Origin of the sequence: Aurantibacillus circumpalustris, assembly GCF_029625215.1 — a bacterium.
GTDB classification, from domain to species: domain Bacteria; phylum Bacteroidota; class Bacteroidia; order B-17B0; family Aurantibacillaceae; genus Aurantibacillus; species Aurantibacillus circumpalustris.
Genome location: NZ_CP121197.1, coordinates 3479442 through 3503153, shown reverse-complemented (window position 1 = coordinate 3503153; position 23712 = coordinate 3479442). Strand labels below are relative to the sequence as shown.

Genomic DNA, 23712 nt, shown 5'->3' with positions numbered 1-23712 from the left:
AATTCACGGCTTATTTTCACTATTTATCTCTAGACATTGGAAAAGACTCTGAGCGTTCCTTTCCTTCCACCATTCCTGAAATAGTTGCCACAAGAGAGTCTGATGTGATTTTGTTATACGTTATTTTCTGTGGAAAATCATGGCTTGGATTCTCAAACACCATTACGTTTTCTTTCATAGAGCTTAGTTTGAAATTTACCGCCTTACCATCGTTTTGTTTATTTACTGTTGGAATATAATATAAGTCAACGCCGTGTTGTTCAAGGGAAAGAATTTCTTTTGATAGGGTGTCTTTTCCTTGAATAAATAAACCCCGGCCACTATAAGTGCTGTCATTTAATTTGTCCCAGTGTTCTGAAACACTTCCTTCAATACTTACATTCTGCCATTTACCAAGTATCCAGGAGGCTTGGTCAATTGTCATTTTTCCTATATCAGAAGTGTTTTTTGTTTCATTTGAACATGAAATTAAAAAGCAAGTTACTGCCAGTATGCAAATTGTTTTGTTTTTTTCCATAATTGTATTAGTATTTTAAACACAAAAGTGTTTTAATTTTTATTCTCCAAATTGTAAAAAAACGTCATCTTCTATAAATTAAAAAATTTAACCAGATCCATGTTTTCGGAAAAATAGCGCTTCGGGTTTAAGCCTGTAAGATCTTTAAAGTCTTTAATAAAATGTGATTGGTCATAAAAACCCCCTTCATATGCAACGGATGTAAGACTGGTAAAATCCTTATTCTCAATTAAACTGAGAACCTTATTAAAACGAATTATTCGGGACAACACTTTGGGACTTAGACCAACCGTTGAAATAAATTTTCGTTCGAATTGTCGTTTGCCTAAGTTGCTTTTTTTGTAGAGTTCTTCAATAGTTACTCCTCCCGACGTTTCAATAATTAAATTTACACAGTCAGCAATCTTATTTTCTTTTTCTTCAGGCTCTTTAAGTTTAGAGCTAAGAAACGCTTCAATTATTAAAATACGCTCTTTATCAGTTTCACATGAGCGTATTTTATCTTCAAGCTCTTCTCCATCTTTTTTCCATATGTCTTTAATTGCAATCGTTTTTCCGGTAATGGTATTCACATCAAAATCTACAAAAGATTTTAATCCGTAAGGATGAAATCTTGCACTAAAGACACCGATTTTTCCTGTAGCTTCTAATTCCATATATTTTTTTAACTGCCCGTGTATAAAGCTTCGACCCTGTAATTCAGGTGCTTTATTAGTATAGTGTATTAAAAATAAATCATGGAAGTGAAAAATTAACTCTGAGCACCCATCTGGAAAAACGCGTTCTTTTTCGTTTTGATTGTCTGAATCCAAGCTTTCTAAACTCCAGAAGCAGCGTATATATTTTGATAGATTTTTTGAAGGTTCGTAAACGTTGTATTTCATTACTGTGTTTTTTTAAATCCGGTAATTTTCAACACTGAGAAACAGAGGCGAAGTGGCACAGAGTTATTTTTTTCAATCCTTTCTAAACTCTCTGTATCTTCGCCTTTGCGTTTACACTAGTTCTCAATCCCTTTGATTCTGGAGATTAATAATTCGAAATCTTTTTTATTGATGGATTTGAACCGGCCTTGTTGTAAATTAATTTTGTTATTTTTTTGAAGAGTCAAATCAAAATTAAACACAAATGGAGCTTGCGGTGCGTACCATCCACCAATTTGACCGAAGCGAATATCACTGAAATTCAATGAGCCACCTTTTTCCCGAACACAATAATAGTTTTTTGAAAAGCGGGTCAGACACTCAATCTCTTGGTTGTTTTTAAATGGTTGTAAGAGTGAGTCATTTTTTTCGAAAAATTCCCAAGTGAGAGTAGGGTTTTTATCAAGAATTGAATAATAGCCGATATAAAATCCTGAGCCGCTTTTTGCAACTGTATACCATAAAATATTATTCATAGGTGTTGGTGTTGCAAGATAAGATTGGTAAGAAATGTTTTTAGATTTTAAATCTTGCTCTATCGTTTTGTTCACATAAAGTTTTATGCAAGTACAAATCGTCAAATAAAAAAGACTCAGGTATAATCCAAATAAAGCAATCCGTTTTCTTTTTTGTTCCGCATCTCTTTTTACAATTAATAGGGCGACACTCGCTACTATCATAGGTAGAGATAAAAAAGGATCGAGTATAAACAAGGTGTTAAAACTTACCCGGTAATGACTAAAGGGCTCAAACCAGCCCGTCCCATAGGCTGTAAACGCATCTATGAGAATGTGTAAAAACAAACCGCTTCCAATTAAAAGTAACCATTGTTTTAAGCTCACCTCCTCGTTTTTGATAAGTTTTTTAAATGCGAGTGCTAATAAGTAAGAAGCAATGACCGCAAATAAAATTGAATGCGTAATTCCCCTATGCACTAATAACTCTTTTGCAGGACTGGTCCAGAAAGTGGTAATAACATCAATGTCTGGTAAATTGTTTGCGAGCGCTCCAATAAGCATCGCTTTTTTTCCAAGTTTTTTGCCGGCAATTACTTCGCCTAAACATGCGCCAATGACTGTGTGTGTTATTGAATCCATTTTTATGAGTGTTTTTTCTATTTTTTGTTTTTGCCAAACATAACAATGTTCATAATACTTCTGTGTAATATATAGGCAAGTTTAATTTTTATTCGGTTAAAGTAATTTAATTTTTTTAAGAATTTATCTAGTTGAATGTGTGCGCAGTCTTTTCGAAGTATATTTTCTATGTGCGATGAAAAAACGGATGTAAAATTTCGATCCTGAATTTCGGCATTTAATTCTATACTGATGTAATGACTCAAAAAATTAAGGTTGTATGAACCAATTGTAACCCATGAGTTGTCTACCATCATTGCTTTTCCATGTAAGATCGAATTCTGCCATTCAAAAATTTCGATACCATGTTTCAAATAAAATTCATATAAATAATGTTGTGCTAGTTTTACAGAATCAACATCCGATTTGCCGGCAAGAATTATTTTTATTTTAACGCCGCGAGCCGCCGCTCGTCTTAATAATCTTCGAAAATTATTGCCGGGTAAAAAATAACTAGCAACAATTATGATAGATGTTTTTGCATTACGAATGTTTTCGACATACCCTTGATGCACCTCATTTTTGCGCTTTATAAAATCGTTGCGTCTGAATCGGATTAATTTTGAATTTCTTAAGTTATTGGATTGCATTTTGTTTTCCCAGGAAATTAGGACTCGTTTTCTTTTTCTGGCATAAGTAGCTTCGCAAAGAAGATGTAAGTATTCGCAAACTTCTCCTTTCACGAGCACGGAATAGTCAAGCCAGGCTTCCTCCTGACCTGATAAAAGATATTTATTTGCAATATTGATTCCTCCTACAAGAGCGGTACGCTTGTCAGCAACCACAATTTTATGATGCAAACGTCTGCCAAAAAAACCACTTTCAGAAGAGAATAGAGGGGAGTATAAACGAAAATGGATACCTGATTTACGCAAATGTTGTTCAACGTCTGAATCGAAAGCAAAGGATCCGTAAGCATCAGAAAGCACATATACTTCTACGTTTCTTTTGGCTGCATTTTTTAAACAGTCAATGATTTTAAGTCCGGTTTCATCTGTTTCAAAAATATAGGTTTGGAGGTGAAGCGTTTTTTCGCTTTGATTAATAATATTCTCAAGAACTTCAAAGTAGTTTTTACCACTTAGAACAAGTTGTATATCTTCCGCATCAAGATATTTTTTCATTGTTATTTTCTCAATAAAATTATTTAATATGGTATAATAAATGATTTGAAATTTTGTACTTGTAGGGCAACGCTACAACAGCTTTTAAATTTCATAACATCAGTATTAAAAATATTAAATTTCACGAACACCTAATGTGTTTATCCAGTAATTTTACCACTGGTCATTAAACATAGAATTATTGTTAATACCATTATTAAGGTCGCATTTAAATATTACTTTTACAGTATAAAATTTTAAAAAAATGAAAAAAAGTGGATTAATTATAGGAGGCATACTCTTATTTGTATTGGTTGTTTTTATGATGTACCGCGGTTCTTATAATACTGCAATAAAGTATCAAGAGAATGTGGATGAAAAATGGGGAAATGTAGGAGCGACTTACCAGCGAAGAGCTGATCTTATTCCTCAATTAGTTGCAACCGTAAAAGGTGCTGCAGAAAATGAACGTGGAATTTTGACTCAAGTGACGCAAGCCCGCGCAGGTATTGTAAATGCAAAGACTCCTGAAGAGATGGAAATTATGGGTAAAAAAATTAATACAGCGATTAACTTAGCATTTGAAGCATATCCTCAAATTCGTTCTACAGCTAATTTCAGTGACCTTCAGTCGCAATTAGAAGGGACAGAAAATAGAATTTCAGTTGCCCGTCAGAATTACAATGAAGCGGTAAAAGAATATAATTCTCACATTCGCGGATTTATCAATAGCATGTTTTTAAATAAAGAAACATTTGCTAAGAAAGAATCATTTAAAGAAAGCGCTGGTTCTGAAAATGCACCAAAAGTAGATTTTTCTGAAACTAAATAATTAAATTAAAATGCCAACTGCCAGAAATTTTTTCAGTCTGCAAGAGCAAGAATTGCTGGTAAACTCAATTGCCAAAGCAGAGTTGCATACTTCAGGTGAAATTCGCCTGCATTTAGAAAACTTCTGCATTGGCAGTGAAATAAAAGCTGCTCAAAAAGTATTTAAGCGCTTGGGTATGCATAACACCAAAGAGAAAAATGGTGTTTTGATTTATGTGGCTACACTAAGCCGAAAGGTTGCTATTATAGGCGATGAAGGCATACATAAAAAATTAGGTGCTGAATATTGGCAACTTTTAGTTGAAAAATTAATTCAGCAGTTTAAGGCGAATAAAAAGGCTGAAGGATTGGCTGGTTGTATTATTGAATGTGGTGAGCAACTTGGTAAGTTTTTCCCTCTGCAAAGCGATGATAAAAACGAACTGAGTAATGAAATTTCCTTTTAATGATGAAAAAAAACTTAAGCATCTTTTTATTTTTTATTGTATCTCTTTTAGGTGCTCAAGTTGTAGAACGTCCCAATCCTCCTCGTTTATATAATAATTTTTCAAAAGAGGCTCCCAATTTTTTAAATACGACAGAGGCTGCGCAGTTGGAAGCAAAACTAGAGGCTTTTAGCAATGAGACTTCTAATCAAATTGTTATTGTTATTGTTGATGATCTAAATGGTTACGAACCATCTGAATATGCCTTTAAAGTGGGTAATGAATGGGGTGTTGGTAAGACAGATAAGGACAATGGTATTGTGATTTTAATTAAACCAACGGCTTCTGATGGCGGTAGAAAAATTTTCATCGCAACTGGTAGTGGACTAGAAGGCGCGATTCCGGATATTGCGACTAAAAAAATTCGCGACGAAGAAATTACTCCTTATTTAAAAAACGGTCAATATTACGAAGCGCTTAATAAGGGTACCGATGTGTTGATGCGGTTGGCCAAAGGAGAAATTGATGTAAAGGAGTATGCTCCGAACGAAAAAGAAGGTGGAGGTGGCATGGCGGTTATCATTATTATAATTGCAGTCATTTTTATTCTTCGTCATTTATTTGGTGGCGGTGGAAGAGGCGGCGGTCGCACTTTTTCACGAACAGGAAGTGCATTTTTACTCGGTAGCATGTTAGGTGGTATGGGTAGAGGGGGTGGTAGCTTTGGTGGAGGTGGTTCTTCTGGCGGTGGATTTGGAGGTTTTGGTGGCGGTAGCTTCGGTGGTGGCGGTTCAGGCGGTAGCTGGTAACCAATAACTTATAACCAGTAACTTCTAACTTCAAGCCCGAAACCTACTTCCCCGGATTCACATACAAAGCACTCTGAATATCATTAAACTCCTTTACAGGCTTCCAACTTGAATCTTTTAGTTGATCTTGAAATTCATAAATATAATCCTGATCATAAATTGTCCCTTCTTCTAACTTGATGACCTTTAGGTCTAATTTTCGTGATTTGACATAATAGCGTGTAGCAGGACCAAATATCCAGTCATACCCAAGCACAGCATTCTTGTTTCTAGCGTTTACATCAAAAACAACTTCTTTGGTATGGGTCTCATATTTCCACTCAAAGGCATTAGAAAGGTTAATTGTAATTAAAAAATGTAAAGTTAGTGGCACTGAAACCAATACAAGTGCACCTATAAAAGACGTGGTTCGCCATTTAGCAGTTAAGCTTTCTTTAAATTGAATAAAAAGATAAAATAAAAAAAGACCAAAAAGTGGAATAAAATAAAGTCCGGTTCTACTAAGCGGAAAGAGCGCTCCAAATAAGTAATGCTCGATGTAAATTCCACCAATAATAAAAAGTAATAACAAACTTAATTTAAACAGTGGACCATAATAGTTTTTTCGCAACAATGTTATAATAAATCCAATTGGAAAAATGTATTCAATAAAACTTTGTAAAAACTCTGTAAACCAAAGAGGGTAGGGTATTGAATAAGACGAGCGTTCGATAAAAGATGAAACGCTTTCGTCAAAAGTACCAGCGCCAGTGTACAAGCCATTTGCTTCTTGTAAAACCATAAGCGTTTTAAGAGAAAAAAGTAATGGAATAAGAAAAATGATACAAAGGAATACAAAATGCAACTGCCTTTTTAAACCCTCTTCTTTGTTTCTCGAATACAACAAGATGTATTGTCCTATGAAGAGTACAAATAAAGCAATGTAAAAATTTATGAGCGCAAGATTTGATAAGAGGGCAAAAGAAGCAAATAACATTGCTAAAAAAAAGCTCTTAAAGTAACTGGACGTGTTTTCTGTTCTAAAATCTTTTCCAATAAAAAAATAAAGTGCTCCCATCGTAAATCCTACAGATAGTCCGTAACCTCTGGCAAGCGCGAAAAAATCGAGTACGAAGGGATTAAAAAGAAGAAGTGGGATTACAAAGAAAGTCGTTATTTTTTCTTTAGTTGTATTAAGAAGTTTAAAGCAAAAAAACAAATAAACTGCAAAAAGCAAGACGTTGGGAAGTCTTAACGAAAGTTCACTTTCACCAAATATATTGGCGCAAACAGCCATTAACAAGGTGTTGAGTAAATGATTATTTGCAGTATAAGCAAAATAATCTTTATCAGAAACTAAATTGTAGCTAAGGGCTTCATCGTGCGTAAATGAAAGATTAAAAGCGCGTAAAATAATGTAAGCAAAGATAACAAAGCTTAATAGTAAAAAAACACGGGACAATTTAAATTCATTGTTTATCATGAATAATTTATTTTTCTTAAACAAGATTTTCACAAAACGGCTTAGCAAACAAATATATTGTTTTTAAGCTGTATGAATTAAAATAAAAAGCGCTCCGATTAGAGCGCTTTTTTAATGATTGTTATTTTGTTGAATAGCCTCTTAAAGATGAATCACCTCTCCATAGGCCGCAGCCGCTGCTTCCATTATAGCCTCACTCATTGTTGGATGCGGGTGAACCGTTTTAATTATTTCATGCCCTGTTGTTTCTAATTTACGCATGGCAACGGTTGAAGCAATCATTTCAGTTACATTAGCTCCAATCATATGAGCACCTAGCAACTCACCATATTTTGCATCAAAAATTAATTTTACAAATCCATCAGCAGCACCAGCTGCTTTCGCTTTACCAGAAGCCGTGAAAGGAAATTTTCCTACTTTAATTTCGTAACCTGCTTCTTTTGCTTTTTTCTCAGTAAATCCAACACTTGCAATTTCGGGCTGACAATAGGTACATCCCGGGATGTTATTATAGTCAATTGCATCTACATGCATACCTTTAATTTTTTCAACGCAGGTAATTCCTTCAGCGCTGGCAACGTGCGCTAAGGCTTGACCGCCAACACAGTCACCAATAGCATAATAACCTGGTACATTGGTTGCGTAAAACTTATCTGTGACAATTTTACCTTTGTCGGTTTTAATTCCTGTTTCTTCAAGACCTAAGCCTTGAATGTTAGCTTCAATACCAACAGCAGATAGAACAATATCAGCATCTAGGCTAATATTACCTGTTTTGGTTTTAATATTCACTTTGCAACCAGTTCCTTTCGTATCAACACTTTCAACAGAAGCGTCGGTCATAACTTCTATGCCAACTTTTTTGAATGATTTTTCTAATTGTTTACTCACTTCTTCGTCTTCTACAGGAACGATCGTTGGTAAAAATTCTACAACGGTTACCTTGGTTCCCATGGTTGCATAAAAGTAAGCGAACTCAACGCCAATAGCACCGCTACCAACAACAACAAGTGTTTTTGGTTGTTTCGGAAGACTCATTGCCTCACGGTAGCCAATTATCTTTTTACCATCTTGTGGTAAATTAGGTAATTGTTTTGAACGTGCGCCTGTAGCAATAATTATGTGATTTGCACTTAAGCTAGTTACTTTTCCATCTGCTCCTGTTACATCAATCTTTTTTCCAGCTTTCACTTTAGCTGTGCCCATAATCACATCAATTTTGTTCTTTTTCATTAAGAACTGAATGCCTTTACTCATGCCGTCAGCAACATCACGACTACGTTTAATAACAGCACTAAAGTCTGCCTTAATGTTATCTGCACCAATGCCATAATCTTTCGCATGGTTTAAATATTCAAAAACCTGAGCGCTTTTTAACAGTGCTTTAGTTGGAATACAACCCCAGTTTAAACAAATACCGCCAAGACTTTCTTTTTCAATAATTGCTGTTTTAAAGCCTAATTGAGAAGCTCTTATTGCTGTGACATAACCTCCCGGTCCGCTACCTATAACTATAATATCGTAGTTCATGTGTATTATTTTTTAAAGCCCTAAATTACTATTTAATTTTTAATATCAATTCGATTTGTAAACCAAAACACCTAGCATCTCCTTTACTCGTTCGGCACTATGTTTAAGAATTGCTGAATTAAGTTTTATTTAACCTCATTGCCATCAACGTCAATTTCAACAACATCGAAACCTAGTTTTTTTACTTTTTCGAAATTACTAGCCTTGTCACCAACCACCACCACTATCATGTTTTTATAGGGTAAATATTTCTTTGCTAAGGTGTTTATTTCAGCCTTTGTTATTGTGTTTAAAATGGCAGTTTGTTTTGCAACGTAGTCTTTTGGAAGCTGGTATTCAAGAACGCGTTTTATGAATCCTAATTTTTGAAGCGGTGATTCGTATTTTAAAGCATCACTCTGCGTCATAGCATTTTTTGTGAAGGTTAGTTCATCATTAGTAATCCCATTTTCTGAATATTTTTTAAGTTCTGCAAAAAACTCCTTTAAAGTGCTATCCGTAGTATTTGATTTAAAACCACCACTTATAGTATATGCGCCAGGATATTTAGTGCCGTTAAAACTGCCACGGGTGCCGTAAGTCCAGCCCTTAACTTCGCGCAACAAATAATTTGTGCGGCTGTTAAAAGCTCCAGCGAAACTAAAATTCATGATGTTGCATTTATAAAATTCTCCGGTTGCATCAAAAGGCATGGCCATATAGCCAATTCGAATTTCACTCTGTGCTGCATTTTTTTTATCGACAAAATAAATTTTCGTGTTTTCAATTTTATTTTCAAGGTTCAAATCAGTCGGAGCCGGACCTCCAGGAAGTAATTTGTTTAAAAATTTAAGTTCAGTTATAATTTGATCTTTAGAAATTTGACCACTTACGGCTACTGAAATGGAGCCGGAATTAAAACGGTTAAAATATTCTTTCACATCTTCCAGACCAATAGAGTTAACTGTTTCACTTGTTCCATTTGAAGGAAGTGACATAATGTGATTGGGTCCATAAAGAACTCTACGATAGGCCATTTCTGCTAACGCGGATGCGTTGGTTTGCATTTGAGTTATCCCATCTAACTGTTTTTTCTTTTCGAGTTCAAATTCTGTTGGATCGAATTTTGGCTCAAAAAAACTTTCTTCAACTATTTTTAAAGTTGCTGTAAGGTTTTCTTTTAAAGCCTGAATGCTGATATTAAAATCTTCATCGCCTGAGTAAATATTCACAGATGAACCTAGTCTATTGAGCTTGTTTTCAATTTCTTCAGCGCTTGTTTTCTGAGAACTTTGTTCTAACATGGATGCTAACAACTGCGCGATACCTGCTTTACCTATTTCTTCAAAGCGATGGCCGAGTTTAAAGGTGATTAAAACGTTTACTTTTGGAATTTCATTTTCTGTGATTCCGATTAAAGGAATTTTCCCAAACAATTTTGTTGTGTAAAAATCGGGCACAGATACTGGTGTGGCAGCTTTAGCCTTTGGCATAATGGACCGGTTAAAGTTATCTTTTGCTTCAACATAGCTTAAGTTTTTATATTCATCGCTTTCTGTTTCAATTTTACGATCATACATTTTCCATGTGTCGGATTGAGCAGCCGCGTCACTTTTGCCTTTTGGAACACAACTTAAAATCACTGTATTTTTGCCTTTGATGTAGGTTGTGTAAACACGCATAACATCTTCTTTGGTTAACGATGTGTAGCGCTCTATTTCATTTTTTAGATTGTTCGGATTTTTAGCTAAAGTGTAGTAAGACGCAAGACTAGCACCTTTACCTTGCACTGTACTCAATCTATTATATAAGTTGCTTTGGAATTGCGTTTTAAACTTAATTAAATCATCGTCTGAAACCCCTTTTTTCTCCCATTCGTTTAAAGCAGTTTTTAAGTCTTTTTCAATATCTGCTAAAGCAGAGCTAGAATTTGCACGAATAGCAATTTGAAATTGTCCAGAAAGTTCTCTGGAGTATTGATAGGCATTTACACTTACTGCTTTTTTACTTTCAATAAATGCTTTGTATAAAGGTGATCCTTGACTACCAGAAAGCACTTCCGCTAAAACATCCAAAGCCGCATCGTCTTTGGTGTATAGTGGAGAAGAGGGGTAGGCGATGTTTAACATAGGAAATTTCACATTGTCTTCGTATGAAATGTAGCTGTTACTCTCAAGTTTAAATGGTGCAACAATCTGTGTTTTAACCTCGGGACCTTTATCTATGTTACCAAAATATTTTTGGGCCATCACTAAAACTTCTTCCGTATTAACATCGCCTGCAACCGTTAATACAGCATTGTTGGCTCCGTACCAACGCATGTAGAAACGTTTCAAATCATTTACATCAACCCTGTCAAGATCAACAATATATCCAATAGTTGTCCAGCTATAAGGATGACCTTGCGGGTAAAGTGCTTCGCCAATTTTTTCGCTAACAAGTCCATAAGGCGCATTGTCGTATCGTTGACCTCGTTCATTTTTAACAGTAGCGCGCTGAACTTCAAATTTCCGTTGAGTTACAGAATCTAATAAAAACCCCATTCTGTCAGCTTCCAACCATAGCATTTTTTCAAGTTGGTTGCTTGGAACAGTTTCAAAATAATTGGTTCTGTCTGTATTAGTTGAGCCGTTTAAAGTGCCACCAGATTCGGTAATAATTTTAAAATGTTGTTCATCGGCCACATTTTTAGAACCTTGAAACATCATGTGTTCGAAGAAATGCGCAAAACCGCTTCTACCTTGTTGTTCGCGGGCACTTCCAACATGGTAAGTAACATCTACATAACAAATAGGGTCGCTATGGTCTTCGTGAATAAGAATAGTTAAGCCATTTGACAGTTTATACTGTTTATAGGGAATAACTATTTCATTACCGCTTTTTTTAACTTCTTCAATAAAAACAGGCGTTGCGCCCAATTGGTTGTTAGAATTTGAATGTGTTTTTTGAGCTTTTATTTCCATTAAGCCCACAAATAGCAGTGCCCCAGTAACTAGTATTTTTTGCATTGGAATCAATTATTTGGGCAAATATAGAATAGAATTCCGCAAATAAATATGATATTATCCTAAAACGTTTTAAAACAATTTAACACGCGTTTTAAATTTATCTGAAAATTGTAATGTACTTTTGTGGAATAACAAAACACAAAACACTAATTACATGTATCCTGAAGCTATTGTAACTCCAATGAAAGCCGAATTAACTACTGCGGGCTTTTTAGAATTAATAAATCCTGAAGATGTTGATAAAGCCGTGAACGAGGAAGGCACTGTTCTAATGGTGGTGAATTCTGTATGCGGTTGTGCTGCTGGTGCGTGTCGCCCAGGTGTTAAAAAAAGTCTTGAGAATACTAAAAAACCTTCTAAACTTACTACAGTTTTTGCAGGATTTGATGTAGATGCAGTTAATCAGGCAAGAAAACACTTCGCACCTTATCCACCAAGCAGTCCGGCCATTGCTTTGTTTAAAAACGGAGAATTGGTTCATTTTATTGAACGTCATAATATTGAAGGGCATAACGCAAACGCCATATCTGAGCACTTAAAGGCTGTTTACGATGAATTTTGCTAATCATTTATAGTATCATTTTTGAAAAGACGCTTTTGGCGTCTTTTTTTATTTTGTAACAATCATAAAGATTATTTTTTATTTTTGTATTCTAACCATTACAATAATCAATATCTATAAGAATCATGAAAAGTATAAAAATCATTGTAGCGTGTTTATTACTAGCATTAACAAGTTTAACATTTACTAATTGCAAAGATACTGGAGACAAGGTTAATCCACTTGCCGATAGTTTAAAAAATGCCAATGGTGAGTTATCTGGACAGTTAAATGAAAAATCGGCTGCTTTGCAAGAGTTTATTGAGTCGTTTAACGAAATACAAGAAAATTTAAATGCCATTAAGGATAAGGAAAAAATTATTGGTAATGCAAGCAGCAAGGGTGATGTGAAAAATAAAAGCAATCAAATTAAGGAAGATATTCAGGCGATATATGATTTAATGGCCAAAAACAAAAACCGTATTAGCTCCTTAAGTGCGAAACTGAAGCAAAGCAATTTAAAACTAGAGGGGATGGAGAAGATGATAGAGAATCTTCAAAACACCATCACACTCAAAGATGAGGAAATAGAAGAGTTAAAAACCAGAATGGAAAGTTTAAATATTGAACTGGCTAATTTAAATACCAATTATAAAGTAGTGGAAGGAGAAAGCTCTTTAAAAACAGAAATGTTAAATACCGCCTATTATACTATTGGAACAAAAAAGGAACTGGAGGCGAAAAAAGTAATTTCGAAGGAAGGTGGTTTTATAGGACTAGGAAAATCAACTAAAGTAACAGACGATTTTAATAAAGAATATTTTACTAAAATTAATATCGAACAGACAACAAGTATAAATATTGGTGCAAAAAAGGTAAAACTTTTGTCTAATCATCCAAAAAACTCTTATAAACTTGTTGGAGAAAAACCAATTGAAAGAATTGATATATTAAATGCAAAAGAATTTTGGGACGCATCAAAATACCTTGTGATTGTAATCGATTAAAAAAGCACTAAAAACTAAGTAAAATAAGCTTAATTGCCCTTATTAAACCGAAAAAGGCCTCAAAAAGGCCTTTTTTAACTAACCGCCTACAAAGTTAAAAAGGCATTTTATTAATTCAGATAAGTGATTTACAAATTTAAACTAAGATTACTGTAAATTTTTTTGCGTTTAATAGAGCTAATCATTATTTTTGGCGCTATAAACTTTAAAAACCTATAAAAAATGAAAAAAATTTTATTAGTTGCAGCTGTTGCATGTATGACAATGGTTTCTTGCAAAAAAGATTACACTTGTGAGTGTGTTTATGAGTATGGGCAATCAGGCGCCACTACAAAAACTACTACTACATCTGTTATCAATGCTAAAAAAGCTGACGCTGAGACTGCTTGTAATGCAGGTGATTACGATTTAACAATTGGAAATACAGTTTCTAAAACTGAGTGTTCAATTAAATAATTAATATTTAATTATTAAAAAAAGCGCCCTCGTGATCGTTGGGCGTTTTTTACTTAAAACTAGTTTTTAATAATTTAAATTCTAATCACACTATCAAATTTAACATTAAAGCCAATTCTGGTATTTAAAAAATCAAACAACTATGAAAAAAATTCTATTAATTGCAGCTGTTGCAAGTATGACAATGGTTTCTTGCAAAAAAGATTACACTTGCGAATGTATTACTGAAGAAGGAGAGTCGGGCTCTACTGTTAAAACTACTACAACTTCTGTTATCAATGCTAAAAAGGCAGATGCTGAAATTATTTGCAATGCGGGTGATTATAATTTCAACTTTGGTACTGAGATTGACAAATCTGAGTGTTCAATTAAATAATTTACACCAAACTCTGAAAAAACGCCCGCGTAATCGTTGGGCGTTTTTTTTGTCACCTATTACCTTTTTGGTGTACTACACTATTCTGTTAATCATTACCTATCAAATAATTCATAGTTTACGTTTTGCCATAAACAAAAGTAACTACCTGTTTTTTATACACGTTTTCAATTTCTTAAAGCTTAAGTGGTATTGGAGCTTTTCGATGCCCCTCCTTCAAATTTTCTAAATTATGTAAAGTTGCTTTGCTTGTTGCTTTTTTATTTGCTAGAAACAGCTTTCAAATTAGCTTTTGAAGTTTAAAACAGGGCCCTTCAATACTTGTAAATGTTTTTGGATAAAATTTCGGCAATTATTTACTAAATCTTATTTTTACGAGATAAACCTAAAACCCTAAAAAGATGAAAAAATTATTATTTGCCACAGTAACCTGTTTAAGCATGACTTCATGTGTAAAAAATTATAAATGTGAGTGTGTTAGCGAATCTGGCGAAATTGGTTCAACCAGTTCGAGTTCAACAACAACAACTATACGTGGAAGGAAATCTACAGCAGAGTCATTTTGTAAAACAAGTGAGTATAACTATACTGATGGTAATTACATTAATAAAACCGAATGTTCGCTAAAATAGTTAAGCACAAATTATAAAAAAAGCGCCCTAGTTGTCTTTTGGCGCTTTTTCATTTTTATATGTATCAATTACAGCCTCCATATTTCACCATTAATGATTATTTTATCAAACAACTCGCTCCCAAAAGCGTAAGGTAAATAACCATAACTGCTTATTTCTTTGGTGATGATTAAATTTGCTAGTTTACCATTGCTAATACATCCCACTTCTTTTTCTAACTGCATAGCATAAGCACTGTTAATTGTAACAGCATTAAATGCTTCTTCGGGTGTTAGTTTATATTGGATGCACGCCAAACTCATCATGAGTTTCATGTTGCCACTCGGACTACTGCCAGGGTTGTAATCACTTGCAAAGGCAATTGCTAAACCTGAGTCGATCATTTTTCTCGCAGGTGGTAATGGTAGATTTAAAAAGAAAGCCGCACCTGGTAAAATGGTTGGCATGGTTTTGCTTTTGGTAAATAACGCAATGTCCGCATCGTTACAAAACTCTAAATGATCAGCGCTAATTGCGTCACATTCAATGGCTGTTTTAATTCCATTGGTATGACTTAATTGTTCTGCATGTACTTTACCAATTAGTCCGTGTTTTTTTCCTGCCATTAAAATTTGTTTTGTTTCTTCGGCTGTAAAATAGTCTTTCTCACAAAACACATCAATAAAATCGGCCAATTTTTCTTTTTCAATTGCAGGTAACATTTCGTTTATGATTAAATCAATGTAGCCTTGTTTATTGGTTTTAAATTCTTGCGGTAAAGCGTGTGCACCTAAAAAGGTTGCTTTTACTGGAATCCAGTTCAAGGCCTTTAAACGTTTAATCACCCGCAACATATTTAATTCGCTTTCAAGATCTAAACCATAACCACTTTTAATTTCTACTGAGCCAGTTCCTTGTTTTATAATTTCTATGAGGCGTTGTTTCGATTGCTCAAAAAGATCATCTTCAGATGTTTGACGTAGGTTTTTTGCTGAGTTTAAAATGCCACCACCGCGTTTTGCGACTTCTTCATAACTTAAACCATTTATGCGGTCAACAAATTCTTGTTCACGGTTTCCTGCATAAACAATGTGTGTGTGGCTATCTGCAAAACAAGGAAGAACAAGTTTTCCACTACAGTCAATAACTTCCAAATCTTTCCAGTTTGTAATGCCCGGAAAATCATCCATTGATCCGTAATCAGCGATTAAGCCGCTGTCGCAAGCTAACCAGGCATTTTCGATACAAGGTAATTTGCCCATCTCTTTCCCCTTTAATGTTATTGGGGCTTTTTCGTAAACACTTACCAGATTTTTTATATTTTTTAAAAGAAGTTTTTGCATACTAAAAAATAAATTGAGTTTTTTTGCTACCAAGTACACGAAGGTATTAAAACCGTTTTAATTTTTAATTTTAAATCTCATGAAAGGAAGATTGTAACACATTGATGTGTTATACCGTTTGAATAAATGTTGTGGTCTTAAAAACCCGTTAAAAAATTAGATTACTTTGATAGTATACAAGCGCAGTTATTTCTGACCTATGTCTTTTTACTGGTTTTATATGCTTTTTTGTAATTGCACTATGCTCTTTTAAAAGTTATATCTTTACTGCTTATGGCAGGAAATTCGTTTGGAACACTTTTTAAACTCAGTTCTTTTGGTGAAAGTCATGGAGTGGCTATTGGTGGCGTAATTGATGGTTGCCCTGCTGGCTTAGAAATTGATCTTTTATTTATTCAATCGGAGTTAGACCGTCGTAAACCAGGACAATCGCACATTACCACTCAGCGCAAAGAATCAGACACAGTTGAGTTTCTTTCTGGAATCTTTGAAGGGAAAACTACAGGAGCGCCAATTGGTTTTGTGATAAAAAACGAAGACCAAAAACCGAAAGATTATGTCCATTTAAAAGACACGTTTCGTCCGTCGCATGCTGATTTTACCTATGAACACAAATATGGACTAAGAGATTACAGAGGCGGAGGAAGAAGCAGTGCAAGAGAAACAGCCTGTAGAATTGTAGCCGGAGCTATTGCCAAATTGTTTCTAAAAAAACAAAATATTTCAGTAAATGCCTTTGTAAAACAAGTAGGTGAAATTAAACTAGAAAAAACGTTTACTGACTTAGATCTTTCAAAAATAGAATCGAGTATTGTTAGATGTCCGGATGAAACAACTTCTAGCAAAATGATTTCTTACATTGAAGAAATTAAAAAACAGGGAGATACCGTTGGAGGAGTTATTCAGTGTGTGATTCAAAATGCACCAATAGGATTGGGCGAACCTGTTTTTGATAAATTGCATGCAGTGCTTGGTCACGCCATGCTGAATATTAATGCGGTAAAAGGCTTTGAAATAGGCAGTGGTTTTGATAGCGTGCATTACAAAGGATCAGAATTAAACGACTTGTTTGTTGCGTCCGAAAACAAAAACGCAGCAATTCAAACAAAAACAAATAACAGCGGTGGCATTCAGGGCGGTATAAGTAACGGCATGCCAATTTATTTTAATGTCGCGTTTAAGCCGGTAGCAACCATTATGCAGAAACAAGCATCTGTAAACAAACAAGGCGAAGCAGTTGAGTTGGAAGGCAAGGGGAGACATGATCCTTGCGTTTTGCCACGAGCGGTGCCTATTGTTGAAAGTATGGCTGCCCTGGTGATTGCTGATTTTTTATTGTTGGCACGGTGTAATAGAGTTTAATTTTCTCAGAATATTTTAACCTTACTTTTTCTTTATAAAAAAAACAATCCCGATAGATCGAATAGGCGTCATGATAAGCAGTCTAAAAATCGTTTTTATCTCTTTATTGCCAGGCTCTTTGCACTACTTTTTGCTTGATCAAAAAGTAGCAAAAAATCAAGGCTTCATAAACTTTTGAGGAAATTCAGAGGGTTTTAAGCCGACGCTACGCAACACACAAGCCCGCTCAAAAGTAAAATATACTTTTGCCGTCCGGCGAAGGGCCGGAAAAGCGTAGCGCCCTCGCACGAGCTTTCCAAAAAAGCCGTTGTAACCAACTAACCGTATAAGTTTTAGTTTGCTTTTTTGTAACTCCTTTTAAAACCCTCTGATTTTCTATCGCAAAATTTTATGATGCCGATGACCACAAAGGGCTAGCGGAGAAAAAAAACTCTAATTAACCTCGTTAAATCACATATTATTGTTCAATTTTTTGAGTTGATTTTTTTGAAACCGATACTAAGGAGCACGAAAAAAAGACATAACTCAAAAGCAGTATTCCGCGCTAGGGACATGAAGGGCTTGGTTCTTTTTAGGCGATGCCTCTTTTATCGCCTAAAAAAACCGGAACGAAGTGGAGCCCGGAGTGGCCCGCTCGAGCGCCCAAAAAATAAATAGTCAATTAGAATATATCATTAAGTTTCAGTGCGCATTAGTTTTCCCATCAGGCGCTTGCATTATTAATTGAGCATCCTCAGGTATTTTGAATACAGACTTAGATTAGAACAACCTTGTTATTCTTAAAAGTTTAAGCATTTCACCTTTTAATATTCCTAATAATTACATAATTTAGCATCTCTAAAAAACAAATACTATGGCATTTGATATTGATATGATTAAGAAGGTTTACGAACAACTCCCTTCTAAAATTGAGGCAGCCCGTAAACTTGTTGGTCGCCCTTTAACATTAACGGAAAAAATTCTTTATACGCATTTACACAGCGATCAGGCTCCAGCGGCTTTTGAAAGAGGAAAATCATATGTTGATTTTTCGCCAGACAGAGTAGCTATGCAGGATGCAACCGCTCAAATGGCTTTGTTACAATTTATGCAAGCGGGTCGCCCTAAAGTGGCAGTACCTTCTACAGTGCATTGTGATCACTTAATTACTGCAAAAAATGGTGCGGCTGAAGATCTTGCTTTTGCAAATAAAGAAAGTAAAGAAGTATTTGATTTTTTAGGTTCAGTATCTAATAAATACGGAATTGGATTTTGGAAACCAGGTGCCGGTATTATTCACCAAGTAGTATTAGAAAATTATGCGTTTCCTGGAGGAATGATGATTGGAACCGATTCGCACACGGTAAACGCTGGTGGTTTGGGCATGTTAGCGATTGGAGTTGGTGGAGCAGATGCTTGCGATGTAATGGCAGGATTAGCTTGGGAATTAAAATTTCCAAAATTAATTGGTGTAAAACTTACCGGTAAATTAAGTGGGTGGACAGCCCCAAAAGATGTGATCTTAAAGGTTGCTGGAATCTTAACCGTTAAAGGTGGAACTGGTGCTATTGTTGAATATTTTGGTGAAGGTGCAACATCAATGAGTTGTACAGGTAAAGGAACTATTTGTAACATGGGTGCTGAAATTGGTGCTACTACTTCAACATTTGGTTACGACGAATCGATGGAGCGTTACTTAAACGCTACCGGAAGGGCTGACGTTGCTAAATTGGCAAATGGCATCAAACAACATTTAACAGCAGATCCGGAAGTGTACGCAAATCCTGATAAATATTTTGATCAAATTATTGAAATTAATTTATCGGAATTAGAGCCACATGTGAATGGTCCTTTCAGTCCAGATTTAGCAACACCTATTTCAAAATTAAAAGAAGAGGCTGTTAAAAACGGCTGGCCTTTAAAAATATCGGTTGGACTTTTAGGTTCTTGTACCAACTCTTCGTACGAAGATATTTCGCGCGCAGTGAGTTTAGCAAAACAAGTATCTTCAAAAAATTTAAAAGCAAAATCTGAGTACTTGATCAACCCAGGTTCTGAACAAATTCGTTACACGATTAAGCGTGATGGGTTTTTAGATGTTTTTGATGAAATAGGAGCGAAGGTATTTACGAATGCTTGTGGTCCTTGTATTGGTATGTGGGATAGAATGGGGGCAGAGAAACAAGAGAAGAATACCATCATTCATTCTTTTAATAGAAACTTCGCAAAACGTGCCGATGGAAATCCGAATACGTATGCTTTTGTAGCTTCACCTGAAATTGTAACAGCCATGGCTATTGCGGGCGATCTTACTTTTAATCCTTTAACCGATAGTTTGGTAAACGAAAAAGGCGAGAAAGTAAAATTAGATCCTCCAACAGGAGAAGAATTACCAAGCAAAGGATTCGCGGTAGAAGATGCTGGATTTCAAGCACCGGCGGCTGATGGAAGCAAAGTACAAGTTAACGTTTCACCAACCAGTGATCGATTACAATTGTTAGATCCTTTTGCAGCATGGGAAGGCGTTGATTTAAAAGGTTTAAAATTATTAATTAAGGCAAAAGGAAAATGTACAACCGATCATATTTCTATGGCGGGTCCCTGGTTAAAATACCGTGGTCATTTAGATAACATTTCGAATAACATGTTGATTGGTGCGGTGAATTTTTACAATGAAAAAACAGACACCGTTAAGAATCAGTTAACAGGTAAATACGAGTCGGTACCGGTTGTACAAAGAGCATACAAGGCAAAAGGAATTGGTTCGATTGTGGTGGGAGATGAGAATTACGGAGAGGGATCTTCACGCGAGCATGCGGCTATGGAACCACGTCACCTGGGTGTGCGTGCTGTACTTGTAAAATCGTTTGCACGTATTCACGAAACCAACTTGAAAAAACAAGGCATGTTAGGACTTACCTTTGATGATAAGGCTGACTACGAAAAAATTAAGGAAGATGATAGCATTGATATCTTGGGATTGACTAGCTTTGCACCGAACACTGCTTTAACTATTGTTTTAAATCATGCTGATGGAAGTAAAGACGAAATAAAAGCGAACCATACTTATAACCAACAGCAAATTGAGTGGTTTAAAGCAGGTGGCGCTTTAAATATTATCAGAGCAAGTGTGAAAGCATAATTTCTGAGAGAAAACAACACATTACATACACAATAATTGGCTTAGCATTTTGCTAGGCCGGTTTTGTTTTTGGGGAGGTTAAATTGAGCAGTATTTTAAATACTGGTAACATATTGATGTTTTATAGAGAAATGATTAATTTAGTATTACTATGTACATTGCCTAAGAAATTCACTTAAAAATGGGAAAATCTAAAAAGCTACAAACATTCGCCAATCTCCCATATGTATGTTGGATAAGCGAAAGTTTATAGCGGGTATAAGGTAGTTAGCTACAATGCGCCCAGCGGACGTTCAAACATTTCGGCCTAACAAGAACAGAAGTATTGCAACTGGACGAAGACAATAGCAAATTGAAATAAATGATTGAAGAACTGAAAGAATACAATTATTGCTCGCCGTTATTGACAGGTTCAATTGGCACAATGCTTTTTTCATTCTTTTCGGCAATTATACTTGGACCTGTTTACAGTCATTATATAAATCTATTCGCTTTTTTGGTGACATTCTTAGCAATAATAATTTTCATTAGAAATTATCATCTTTATAGTACGTTTAAAAAAATCATCCTGACTTTTCTTCTTTTAACAAATTTGACTCTTGGTATTTGGTTAGCCAGCATAAAATATGGCTATATTAATTGGCATTATATAAACCTATTTCAACTGCAACCTTAAAACGTTTAATTTTAGGACGATGGTATTTCAGACTAGCGGAAACGCTCAAATACTTTGTGTGGGCGCACTAGTAGCTAACACGGGCTAATGGCGCCAGCGGACATTCGTGCATGCATTTGCAAATTTTTCAGCGGCCCCTTCGGGACTTTTTATTGTTTTGCAAATGCTCAAAATACTTTAACTTCACGCTGGACATCGGAACACTTTTAGCATCTGCGAAATCGTTATTTTCGCCGGCGCCAAGCCCGAATCCGTTATAAGCAATGCGCCCCCGGTGGACGAATTTTCATTCTTTTAATGGGGCGCATCTCCACGGACTGACATTCGGTTACACGCGCGACCTTCGACAATAACATCTCGGCAGGACAAGAACAGTAGCAGTTTCAGACTTTGCATCATCAATGTCGCGCGTGTTCACGGCGAACAGACTAACGCAGCACGCGCCTTACAACTTTAATATTCCGGTGGACAGAACAGCAGTTGCGACATCTAACATTTCTCTATGCGCGTGCCTCGGCGGACAAGACCCAAGCGCCCCGTTGGACGAAAGAACAAGATTTCCAATTTTAATCCTCATACCCACGGTTGGTCAATCTCTTTAGCTTTTCTTTTTAGAACAGCATTCCGGTAAGGGCATTAGTTTTTTTGCCCACGCACGTCGGCTCGGGACGACACCCGGGCCGGTTTTGCCATCGCACATTGCAGCACATTTGTTGGCCCAGGTAGACACCCTGGAAAGGCCAACAAAAGAGCTGCAATCCCAACGCACTTTTTCGGCTTTTTCAAAGCCATTTTGGCTATCGCTAATTTAGCACATTGCTTTTGCAAGAGCCAGGCAAAAGCAAAAGAGCTAAATTCCTACCGCGCCTGGCGATTACCGACTCCTCTGTCAATCGCCAAGTATAGCGCAGGTAAAAAAAAGGAGAAATCCGGAAAAAAACTTTTATGTTGTATTAATTGGTTATTGTTTTATTTGTATAATTGCATCAAATTCACCATCACTAAAAAAGGGGAAACCCGAAAACCCTTTAAAGTGAGTAGTAACAATTAAAAACTAAGTCGGAATGAACATAGTAAAGGTAATTCTAGCAATTTTATCCTTATTGGTATTTTATGTAAAAGCAAATGCGCAAAACTGCTATTCTGTATTGCATGATTTTAATGGCAACAATAATGGCTCTGCTCCATACGGTTCTTTGATTAGCGACGGCACTTATCTTTATGGGATGACTTATGAAGGAGGGACAAATAATATCGGCATAATCTTTAGGATAAAACCTGACGGAACAGGCTATGCTAAAATTTTTGATTTTATGGGTGGTGCAAATGGAGCATGGCCTCATGGCTCTTTAGTTAGCGATGGTACATACATGTATGGAATGACTACGAATGGCGGTAGCCTAAATAGTGCCGGGATAGTTTTTAAAATAAAGCCTGACGGGTCGAGCTATACCAAAATTCTTACTTTTGACTATACTAATGGAAACTCGCCGCTTGGTTCTTTAATTTGCGATGGTACTTATTTGTATGGAATGACGTCTTTTGGTGGTGCAAATGGCAAAGGAGTAATTTTTAAAATAAAAACTGATGGAACGGGTTACACCAAGTTACTTGATTTTAACGGGACAAATGGAAGCAGTCCGCAATACAGTTCTTTGATTAGTGATGGTACTTATTTGTATGGAATGACTCAAGAAGGAGGTTTAAATGACTATGGAGTGATTTTTAAGATAAAATTTGACGGGACAGGCTACGCCGTCTTGTTTGATTTTAACGGTGCAAATGGAAAAAAACCACAAGGTTCCTTGATTAGCGACGGTACTTATTTGTACGGAATGACCTATGAAGGAGGTTCAACTGACAAAGGAGTGATTTTTAAAATAAAATCTGACGGAACGGGTTATACAAAGTTGCTTGATTTTAATGGATTCAATGAGCCTTACGGTGGTTCACCCTACGGTTCATTGATTGCAGAAGGTTCATATTTGTATGGAATGACTAGTTTCGGCGGCTCAGATGTATTTGGTTTGGTTTTTAAAATAAAGCTGGATGGAACTGGCTATACCAAGTTGTTGGATTTTAGCAGTACAACTGTTGGAAAAATGCCTTTTGGTTCTTTTATTAGCGACGGCACTTATTTATATGGTTTGACTAATTGGGGCAGCCCAGATGGAGGTAATGGAACCGTTTTTAAACTCGATATCCTTTGTTCTAATACCTCCACAACTAATATCAATGAAGGGATTGAGGATAAAGATTTGAGGATTTACCCGAGCCCTACAAATGAGTTTTTAAGTGTTGAATTTGAAAGCACAAACACAAATATCGAATTGAAAATATGTAACGTGTTAGGTAAAGAAATTATGAACGAAAAATTAAAAACAGAGAATGGTAAAGCTGCAGTTGATGTAAGCAGTTTGCAGGATGGCGTTTATTTTATAAAAGTTGGAGAGAAAATCAGGAAGTTTGTGAAGGAGTGACAGATTTTCCCAAGCG

19 protein-coding genes are annotated in these 23712 nt (G+C 35.7%); 11 read left to right on the top strand and 8 right to left on the bottom strand.

Annotated elements, in window-relative coordinates; genetic code table 11:
- Positions 1 to 19 precede the first annotated feature (19 nt).
- From P2086_RS14505 to P2086_RS14490, 4 genes are all read right to left on the bottom strand, one after another.
- On the bottom strand, positions 20 to 517 hold the full coding sequence (locus P2086_RS14505; protein WP_317897469.1) for a DUF6265 family protein: 498 nt from the start codon (positions 515 to 517) through the stop codon (positions 20 to 22).
- Between the two features lie 71 nt (positions 518 to 588).
- Entirely contained in the window at positions 589 to 1401 is an 813-nt protein-coding gene (locus tag P2086_RS14500; protein WP_317897468.1) for a DUF6597 domain-containing transcriptional factor, read from the bottom strand.
- A 116-nt stretch (positions 1402 to 1517) separates the two neighbouring features.
- The gene (locus tag P2086_RS14495) at positions 1518 to 2537 is read right to left on the bottom strand and encodes a metal-dependent hydrolase (protein ID WP_317897467.1); all 1020 of its coding nucleotides are present in this window, start codon (positions 2535 to 2537) and stop codon (positions 1518 to 1520) included.
- Between the two features lie 17 nt (positions 2538 to 2554).
- Positions 2555 to 3700, bottom strand: a complete 1146-nt coding sequence (locus P2086_RS14490) for a phospholipase D-like domain-containing protein (protein WP_317897466.1) — start codon at positions 3698 to 3700, stop codon at positions 2555 to 2557.
- A 244-nt stretch (positions 3701 to 3944) separates the two neighbouring features.
- Here P2086_RS14490 and P2086_RS14485 point away from each other — a divergent pair, with 244 nt between their 5' ends.
- From P2086_RS14485 to P2086_RS14475, 3 genes are read left to right on the top strand one after another with little or no spacing between them, the layout of a single operon-like run.
- The gene (locus P2086_RS14485) at positions 3945 to 4511 is read left to right on the top strand and encodes a LemA family protein (protein ID WP_317897465.1); all 567 of its coding nucleotides are present in this window, start codon (positions 3945 to 3947) and stop codon (positions 4509 to 4511) included.
- Between the two features lie 10 nt (positions 4512 to 4521).
- Positions 4522 to 4956 carry a TPM domain-containing protein gene (locus P2086_RS14480; RefSeq protein WP_317897464.1) on the top strand — a complete coding sequence of 145 codons (435 nt, stop codon included), beginning with the start codon at positions 4522 to 4524 and terminating at the stop codon, positions 4954 to 4956.
- Positions 4956 to 5744, top strand: coding sequence for a TPM domain-containing protein (locus P2086_RS14475; protein ID WP_317897463.1), 789 nt, complete (start codon positions 4956 to 4958; stop codon positions 5742 to 5744). The genes P2086_RS14480 and P2086_RS14475 overlap by 1 nt, the downstream gene beginning before the upstream one ends.
- A gap of 43 nt (positions 5745 to 5787) precedes the next feature.
- Here the strand turns inward: P2086_RS14475 and P2086_RS14470 are convergent, their stop codons facing one another.
- The 3 genes from P2086_RS14470 to P2086_RS14460 all read right to left on the bottom strand — a co-directional run bounded on the left by P2086_RS14470 (position 5788) and on the right by P2086_RS14460 (position 11723).
- Positions 5788 to 7206, bottom strand: coding sequence for a glycosyltransferase family protein (locus P2086_RS14470; protein ID WP_317897462.1), 1419 nt, complete (start codon positions 7204 to 7206; stop codon positions 5788 to 5790).
- A gap of 141 nt (positions 7207 to 7347) precedes the next feature.
- A complete protein-coding gene (gene lpdA / locus P2086_RS14465) occupies positions 7348 to 8736 on the bottom strand; it encodes a dihydrolipoyl dehydrogenase (protein ID WP_317897461.1) in 1389 nt (462 codons plus the stop codon).
- A 125-nt stretch (positions 8737 to 8861) separates the two neighbouring features.
- Positions 8862 to 11723, bottom strand: a complete 2862-nt coding sequence (locus P2086_RS14460; protein ID WP_317897460.1) for a M16 family metallopeptidase — start codon at positions 11721 to 11723, stop codon at positions 8862 to 8864.
- Between the two features lie 154 nt (positions 11724 to 11877).
- Here P2086_RS14460 and P2086_RS14455 point away from each other — a divergent pair, with 154 nt between their 5' ends.
- From P2086_RS14455 to P2086_RS14435, 5 genes are all read left to right on the top strand, one after another.
- Positions 11878 to 12288, top strand: a complete 411-nt coding sequence (locus P2086_RS14455; protein WP_317897459.1) for a BrxA/BrxB family bacilliredoxin — start codon at positions 11878 to 11880, stop codon at positions 12286 to 12288.
- Positions 12289 to 12410: 122 nt separating this feature from the next.
- The gene (locus P2086_RS14450; protein WP_317897458.1) at positions 12411 to 13271 is read left to right on the top strand and encodes a Cbp1 family collagen-binding glycoprotein adhesin; all 861 of its coding nucleotides are present in this window, start codon (positions 12411 to 12413) and stop codon (positions 13269 to 13271) included.
- Positions 13272 to 13493: 222 nt separating this feature from the next.
- Positions 13494 to 13727 carry a hypothetical protein gene (locus P2086_RS14445; protein ID WP_317897457.1) on the top strand — a complete coding sequence of 78 codons (234 nt, stop codon included), beginning with the start codon at positions 13494 to 13496 and terminating at the stop codon, positions 13725 to 13727.
- A gap of 142 nt (positions 13728 to 13869) precedes the next feature.
- The gene (locus tag P2086_RS14440) at positions 13870 to 14103 is read left to right on the top strand and encodes a hypothetical protein (protein ID WP_317897456.1); all 234 of its coding nucleotides are present in this window, start codon (positions 13870 to 13872) and stop codon (positions 14101 to 14103) included.
- A gap of 401 nt (positions 14104 to 14504) precedes the next feature.
- Positions 14505 to 14735, top strand: a complete 231-nt coding sequence (locus P2086_RS14435) for a hypothetical protein (RefSeq protein ID WP_317897455.1) — start codon at positions 14505 to 14507, stop codon at positions 14733 to 14735.
- A gap of 68 nt (positions 14736 to 14803) precedes the next feature.
- Here P2086_RS14435 and hutI read toward each other — a convergent pair whose 3' ends face one another.
- On the bottom strand, positions 14804 to 16057 hold the full coding sequence (hutI, locus tag P2086_RS14430; protein ID WP_317897454.1) for an imidazolonepropionase: 1254 nt from the start codon (positions 16055 to 16057) through the stop codon (positions 14804 to 14806).
- 273 nt (positions 16058 to 16330) lie between these two features.
- Between hutI and aroC the strand changes: the two genes are divergently transcribed.
- The 3 genes from aroC to P2086_RS14415 all read left to right on the top strand — a co-directional run bounded on the left by aroC (position 16331) and on the right by P2086_RS14415 (position 23696).
- The gene (gene aroC, locus P2086_RS14425) at positions 16331 to 17419 is read left to right on the top strand and encodes a chorismate synthase (protein ID WP_317897453.1); all 1089 of its coding nucleotides are present in this window, start codon (positions 16331 to 16333) and stop codon (positions 17417 to 17419) included.
- Positions 17420 to 18272: 853 nt separating this feature from the next.
- Positions 18273 to 20540: an aconitate hydratase gene (locus tag P2086_RS14420; RefSeq protein ID WP_317897452.1), complete on the top strand. Its 2268-nt coding sequence runs from the start codon at positions 18273 to 18275 to the stop codon at positions 20538 to 20540.
- A gap of 1740 nt (positions 20541 to 22280) precedes the next feature.
- On the top strand, positions 22281 to 23696 hold the full coding sequence (locus P2086_RS14415) for a T9SS type A sorting domain-containing protein (protein ID WP_317897451.1): 1416 nt from the start codon (positions 22281 to 22283) through the stop codon (positions 23694 to 23696).
- The last annotated feature ends 16 nt before the right edge of the window (positions 23697 to 23712 follow it).